Genomic DNA, 6,120 nt, shown 5'->3' on the forward strand with positions numbered 1-6,120 from the left:
CGCGTCTCTTGATCATTGATGAGATTGGCTATTTACCCTTCGGACGCGAGGAAGCAAATTTATTCTTTAACGTGGTCGCCAAGCGCTATGAACGCGCCAGCATTATCTTGACCAGCAATCTGCCCTTCGGGCAGTGGTCTTCAGCGTTCGCCGACGACCAGACCTTAACGGCTGCCATGCTCGATCGCCTGCTGCACCACGCGCATATTGTTCAGATCGCCGGAGAAAGTTACCGGCTTAAAGATAAACGCAAAGCCGGCCAGGTGAAGGCAAAAGCTTAAGAAAATTGGAGGCCCGGGTGGGTCAGTTTTACTCCGGCCGAAAAGCCGGAAAGTGGGTCAGTTTTAAACCGGCGTTGACAGCATGCTGCCAGTCTGGGCGCTGAGATGGCGCTTGACTGGGTTAACGGTGTGTACTCCCCTGCGTTGCGAACGAGACTGATCGATCGAGATCAGCAGCTTGCCACTCCCGATTGCGATCCGCTGCGGGATTGGGAGTGTCCCCTATGCAATTCGTAAGCTCCTGGGCAACCGAGGATGAAAAAGCGCTGCTGCATTTTTCGAAACCCACGCTAGAGACCTTCTGTCAGCACATTCAGACCAGTGACGCCGACTGTGAAGCTGGTGGGCTTCTGCTCGGTTCGGTTCATGGGGTGCATATGCTCATTGACCAAGCGACGGTTCCCACGGTATGGGATAAGCGGTTTCGCTACCTATTCGAGCGGATGCCGTTTGGTCACGAAGCCATTGCCCTGTCTCGATGGACGTCGAGTCAAGGCACCATCCGCTATCTGGGCGAATGGCACACCCATCCAGAAGACCATCCCCATCCATCCCGTCTCGATAGATCAGAATGGAGCCGCTTATCAGCGGTACGTCGAGACAAGCGACCAATGCTTGCTGTCATCGTCGGGCGAAAAACTCTGCATGTCGAATTGGTGCCGAGTGAAGGACGTGGTTCCGTGTTTATTCCTGTGGAATAGCAGTCAATCAAACGAAGACCGTCCCGGTGTGCCGCCGTCGGGCTCGCAGGCCGTGCCGCCTGCCGTGCCGCGGCTATCCGGCTTTGACCGCTGATGGGGTGGAGATTTTTCCCGATAGAGTCTCTGTACCGCTTCAAAAGTATCTATGCCGTGGCACTCTCGTTGCACCAGGTTGAGATCCGCGAACCCCAGTGTCGGAGAGTTGGTCAGATAGTGCCCGCGTAGCCGTTTCCCACTCTCAATCAACTTTAATTCCGCCGCACCCGTGGTTAGCTTGCGCTCGTCAGGTTTCCTGATGTGGAACTCGTACATGTATCGTAGAAGGACGGTGTTGTGTTTATCGTCGACTGTTAGAGACTCCATAAGGGTTTCGCTATCCTGTTGCTCTGTGTACGAGAGTAGAGAGTAGCCCAGATATGTTTGCTTGATGACAAAAGCAATCGGAATTGCCTTCGAGGGGCTGTTATCACTTGCGCCGTAGTTCGTGAGAAGATGACCGAACCAGATACCGTGAATGATAGGCCGGCCAGTCCAGCGTGCGAGCCACTCTGTTGTCCACGGACGCCGAAAGGCCCAGATGGAAACCGCAATAGCCCAGCTGATGCCAGACCCAAGCCCTAGCATTAGCGCTTGAGTACCGTTGGCCCCAAACCAAAAGTGACGAGCCGATCCAACAAGGCAGCCAATAGCGATGGTCGTGAGAGAGACGACGAGTAGAGCTTTCTTGAACTCTTTAGTAGACAGAACGACGTTAGCCATCTTCTAGTTCTTTTCGGCGATATCGACGCCGTTACAAAATAGGTGGACTTGGCCTCCTTGCGATACAAGGCCAACATATGTAATGCCGGGGAGCAGCGAGGCCAATACTGCGGCAATCAATCGAGCGCCAGTGCCACGAAAGCGCTGCGCAGCGTCGTGTGGAATGGGCGGAGAGATGAACTGCGATAAGTGCGTCATCTGCCATGATCGCGAATCGACGAAGTGAAAGCCATCATGGAGAGGGCTGCACATTGTCGAGACCGAAGTCAGTGTAGTTGCAATGCTACGGTCATCGAATTGGGATACGTTTGGCTCCTCACGTTCGCTAATTAGCTGCAGGTGAGGCAACCCCGCCAAGTCAGTGTAGAAGACAACGCCAGTACCAGAAAAGTCGTTGCTTCGATTGCTGGCGATCGACCTGAGGATGTTTAGGGCTTGGTTCATTCGCCTTGAATAAATCGATTTTTCCGGATTGAGCATATAGCTTGAAATTTGAGTTTGTGTCAGGGAAACATCCGAACGCTGCCCCAATTTGACTCGGATTGTGTAGCAGCAACTAAGACTGTGCTTGAATAGTAACGTGGGAGAGACGGTGTGCCTAAAAGTTAGGTCACTAATGTCGCCGGGGCTTGGCTTATCCGAGCCCTTACGTTCGACCCGTGAGAAGGAGCGCTGCCGTTTTACGCCATCATTGGCAAGCCTGCGGGCTTGCCTTTTTTGCTCGGTTAAGCCAGAGCCTACACGGGGTCACTGCATGCCTCCCGATTGTAGAAGTGATCGAATGAGGAGTCTCTTGCGGACACTCCTGGGATGCTATGGATGAGGTTGTTTATCGGGTTACCAGGATGTTCGTAGCTCAGATGCTGGGCGCAGCGGAAACTTTCATGGGGTATAGGTTGCTGGGAACGAAAGTAGATCGCGTTCTTTGAGTAAACCTGGATGGTGTCGTTGCATAGGTTCACCTCGTTATCGTTCGCTACCAATGTCGACAGTCTAGGTTCGACCATGTAGCCCGAAGGTCGACAAACGAGTACACAGATATTCGGTGTAATAGGGACGAATAACTTCGGCGAATGCGGCGCCATCTGTGCGTTCCCTACATTGTGGAAAAATCCATCGCCGAAGATGAATTCTTTGTCCTGCGAATAGACGACAACGAACTTGCCCCGTGCGCCGATGCTGTCGGCGATGGTGCGTTGAGCATTCCTCATGTTAAGCCCGATGAGCCTATTCCTTTCACCAGACTCGATCGGGCCTCGAAGATGTTCGGCCAGCGCAACGGATGCTTCGCGATTCATCGGCCCGCGGACGGCCAAAGACACTGCACATTCAGTCATTCGGAGTAACTCATCATCGGTGCATGGTTGGGCTATGAAGCGTTGTTTCAGTTCCATAACATCATGCATAGGCCTATGCTCAAGTCCCTCAAGCCACGTAATTAGTTTGGGAAACTGCGAATCTGCTTTGTCGAATACACGTTCGAAGCTTTGATCCCACGGTGTCGGCTCGTCACCGCGTTTCATCTTAATGTGGTGTCCATTGCCGATAACGCCGAGGTTCGCTGGGCGAGTGCGAACACAACTTCCATCCGGCTTTAGCCAGCCCGTCGTCCCGTCGTCTGCCGCCCAATGCTGGGACACACACTCTGGCCACCAATGATGCCGTTCTGATTTCAGTTTTTTCATTTCACAGTTTTTCGTTAGATACGTCACGCTCAAGTCACTTTTCAATAGTCTGAAGCGCTCAGTTTGAGTCTTCCGAAGAAGTCACTTTTGCTTGCCGACATCCGTCATGGGCCGCCGCATTATTCTTTGAATGTATCAAAAATAAACAAGAGAGTGGTGTAAATCTGGCATATTCGGCATAAGTAGCCTACCGCCTTTCAGCTCCGCGACCGCGCTGCTTCGGTTCGCGTGCTCGCTCATTCTTTCGGGACTAGGTTTACCAGCCTTGCACATCCCTGACGCCTGCCGCGTGCCTTGCACTTGCCTAACCCCAAGACGGTCACTGGCTGCTGGGGGAGGGGCGGCCTTGCTTTCCTCCTAGTGTTTCACGCCGGTCTGGCCGTCAAGGGCGGCGCGCACCCGTGCGCTTGCGGCCGGTGGCCGTCTGCGACCCTGTGACGGCAGGCGCTGCGGCGTGACCCCTTCGGTTCCAGGCAATTCCGCCTGAGTTGTGAACCGGAGGCAGTTCATCGACATTGACCAGCTCACGCGCCACCGTCAGGATTTCCTTACGGCTGGCCGCACGTACCGCGCCGTCAGCCTCACGCACCAGCAACGCGCCGGCAGTCAAGGTATCGGAATCAAGGGAAAGAGAATATTGCTGCATAACTGCATGGACAGGACCTGTCCCAGCCCAGGCTCGTCAAAGACTTTCTACGATTGCGGTTGAATGCGGCGTTGGAGCATGAGGTATGTGGGCTGATCCTGCTCGATAGCCAGCATCGGCTGATCGACTATCTGGAGCCGTTTCGCGGCACGATCAATCAGGCGTCGGTCTATCCGCGTGAGATCGTGAAAATTGCGCTGCACCGAAATGCGCTGTCGGTTTTCCTGGTACACAATCATCCTTCGGGGCTGGCCGAAGCCAGTCCAGCGGATATCGCGCTGACCAAGCATCTGAAGCAGGCGCTGGCGCTGGTCGATGTCCGGTTGCTGGATCACTTCATCGTGGCCGGGGCGACGGTGTTGTCGATGGCTGAGAGGGGGCTGTTCTGAGCCATTATCGGCAAGCCTGCGGGCTTGCCTTTTTTGCGACGGTAGGGGAGTAGCTCCTGCTGAAACAGGGGCGTTCCCAATGAGGGCTATTTGTTTTACACTAAACATATCAATAAGGAGCTTTTGCCATGAGCGTTGCGCTCTCACCCATAGTCTCGGAATTCGAGACCGAAGAACAAGCGGCCAGCTATGACCGCTGGTTTCGTGCGAAGGTGCAAACCAGCCGGGACGATCCACGCCCTAGTATTCCTCATGATGAGGCGATGGCTCGTATTCGTCAAAAACTCGCCGCCAAGGTGGCGAACCAGGAAAAAGCGGACAGTTCGCGTAGTCGTGACGTTTAAATAATCGGTATCGCAACACTAAGAACCGGACCGTCATGCTACCCATCGCTTGGAGTGCCGCCGCACTCGATGACCTGGACAATATCATTGATTACATCGCCGATCATGACGGGCAGGCGGCCATCGCCATGCATAATCTGATCGAAAGCTCGGTGCTCCCGGCCTCGGATTATCCTTACCTTTACAAACCGGGCCGTGTGCCTGGCACCCGCGAAATTGTGGCGCATCCTAATTACATCATCGTGTACGAAGTCCGGGCTGATCATATTGAGATCATGGCCGTGCTACACGCTCGCCAGGAATATCCCTAACCTATCTGCGATGCACGATACTCACTCAAGTGTTTGACGAGTCAATCGTGGACGCGAAGTTTATGTTGTCGTGGCGCCTAGGGTGATCGAGTAACTTGAGTCGATGGTGGGTTTGGATTGTCTCTCAACGCCAACGTCATAGCCTAGAAAGTCAGGACATTAATTCAGTGATGGCTTCTGGCCGACTGCTGTCTGAGGCGATCGGCAGATACCGACCGAGGCTGTGTGAAAACTCCATCATGAACGGGCTGACTCGAAACTCCACCTCTCAGATCGATCCAGGGTCGACGATCGCGTAATCGGGAATGGTTTTGCCACTCCCAAAAATGGGGTTTTTTCGAGTTTTCACACAGCCTCGACCCAAAGCAGTCAGTTAACGTCTGAATTAGGGTAGTGCCGCGAAGCGGCATCGGCTTGGATGAATTGTCATCTTTCAAAATATGCGCAACGGCTTACACTTGAACCTTGAGAAGTCTACTTCCAATTCACTGGTAAATGGTTGCTCGTACGTTTCTGCATCAAAACCTAAGAATTGGACGCCACTTTCCTTTAACGCACTGAAGACTCGACACACTGCTGAAACGAAAATCGGCATAGTATTTATGTAGACTTGTTTAAGCGGGTATCTTTCAGACTTTGCATACTTTCGTATTTCCGAAAAAAACAAATCCGAGTTAATCTGGTAACAGTTTTTTTCGATTGGTTGACCCCATTTTTTTCTCAAGATAGGGTGACTCCATCGCTTCATCTAGTCGGAGATAAAAATCTTCGAGCTTGTAGAAATATCGCATCTTGGATGGGGATCCTAGGGTTGGGTAGTCAACCAGAAGAAATTCGGCTCCGAGATGTTTTTTGAATCCATCATCGAGCGCCATTTCCTGATTCCAGCTCCTAAAGAGCAAGTGATCGTGTAATGACCCACTGAAGTCCTGCTCAGGTGATAATTTAGGAAATCACTATGAGTATGAAGATGGAAGACGAAGTCAAACGCTGGACGGCCAAGC

At 52.8% G+C, this 6,120-nt stretch carries 9 protein-coding genes; 5 read left to right on the forward strand and 4 right to left on the reverse strand.

What is annotated here, in order from left to right:
* Both BUB23_RS26270 and BUB23_RS26275 read left to right on the forward strand, forming a co-directional pair.
* Positions 1-281, forward strand: a 281-nt coding sequence (locus BUB23_RS26270) for an ATP-binding protein (protein WP_178372407.1), incomplete at its 5' end; no start/stop codon positions are given.
* Positions 282-505: 224 nt separating this feature from the next.
* Positions 506-982, forward strand: coding sequence for a Mov34/MPN/PAD-1 family protein (locus tag BUB23_RS26275; RefSeq protein ID WP_073110369.1), 477 nt, complete (start codon positions 506-508; stop codon positions 980-982).
* Positions 983-985: 3 nt separating this feature from the next.
* Here BUB23_RS26275 and BUB23_RS26280 read toward each other — a convergent pair whose 3' ends face one another.
* The 4 genes from BUB23_RS26280 to BUB23_RS26945 all read right to left on the reverse strand — a co-directional run bounded on the left by BUB23_RS26280 (position 986) and on the right by BUB23_RS26945 (position 4,072).
* Entirely contained in the window at positions 986-1,741 is a 756-nt protein-coding gene (locus BUB23_RS26280) for a hypothetical protein (protein WP_073110371.1), read from the reverse strand.
* A gap of 3 nt (positions 1,742-1,744) precedes the next feature.
* Positions 1,745-2,272 (reverse strand): hypothetical protein, encoded by a 528-nt coding sequence (locus BUB23_RS26285; protein ID WP_143161153.1) that lies wholly within the window; start codon positions 2,270-2,272, stop codon positions 1,745-1,747.
* 206 nt (positions 2,273-2,478) lie between these two features.
* A complete protein-coding gene (locus BUB23_RS26290) occupies positions 2,479-3,426 on the reverse strand; it encodes a DUF4238 domain-containing protein (RefSeq protein ID WP_143161154.1) in 948 nt (315 codons plus the stop codon).
* Positions 3,427-3,808: 382 nt separating this feature from the next.
* On the reverse strand, positions 3,809-4,072 hold the full coding sequence (locus tag BUB23_RS26945) for a hypothetical protein (protein WP_143161155.1): 264 nt from the start codon (positions 4,070-4,072) through the stop codon (positions 3,809-3,811).
* A gap of 17 nt (positions 4,073-4,089) precedes the next feature.
* Here BUB23_RS26945 and BUB23_RS26300 point away from each other — a divergent pair, with 17 nt between their 5' ends.
* The 3 genes from BUB23_RS26300 to BUB23_RS26310 all read left to right on the forward strand — a co-directional run bounded on the left by BUB23_RS26300 (position 4,090) and on the right by BUB23_RS26310 (position 5,116).
* On the forward strand, positions 4,090-4,461 hold the full coding sequence (locus BUB23_RS26300; RefSeq protein WP_281255593.1) for a JAB domain-containing protein: 372 nt from the start codon (positions 4,090-4,092) through the stop codon (positions 4,459-4,461).
* 128 nt (positions 4,462-4,589) lie between these two features.
* Positions 4,590-4,805, forward strand: coding sequence for a type II toxin-antitoxin system RelB family antitoxin (relB, locus tag BUB23_RS26305; protein ID WP_073110384.1), 216 nt, complete (start codon positions 4,590-4,592; stop codon positions 4,803-4,805).
* A gap of 35 nt (positions 4,806-4,840) precedes the next feature.
* On the forward strand, positions 4,841-5,116 hold the full coding sequence (locus tag BUB23_RS26310; RefSeq protein WP_073110387.1) for a type II toxin-antitoxin system RelE/ParE family toxin: 276 nt from the start codon (positions 4,841-4,843) through the stop codon (positions 5,114-5,116).
* Positions 5,117-6,120: the final 1,004 nt, after the last annotated feature.

Origin of the sequence: Pollutimonas bauzanensis (assembly GCF_900129885.1) — a bacterium.
Classification (GTDB): domain Bacteria; phylum Pseudomonadota; class Gammaproteobacteria; order Burkholderiales; family Burkholderiaceae_B; genus Pollutimonas; species Pollutimonas bauzanensis.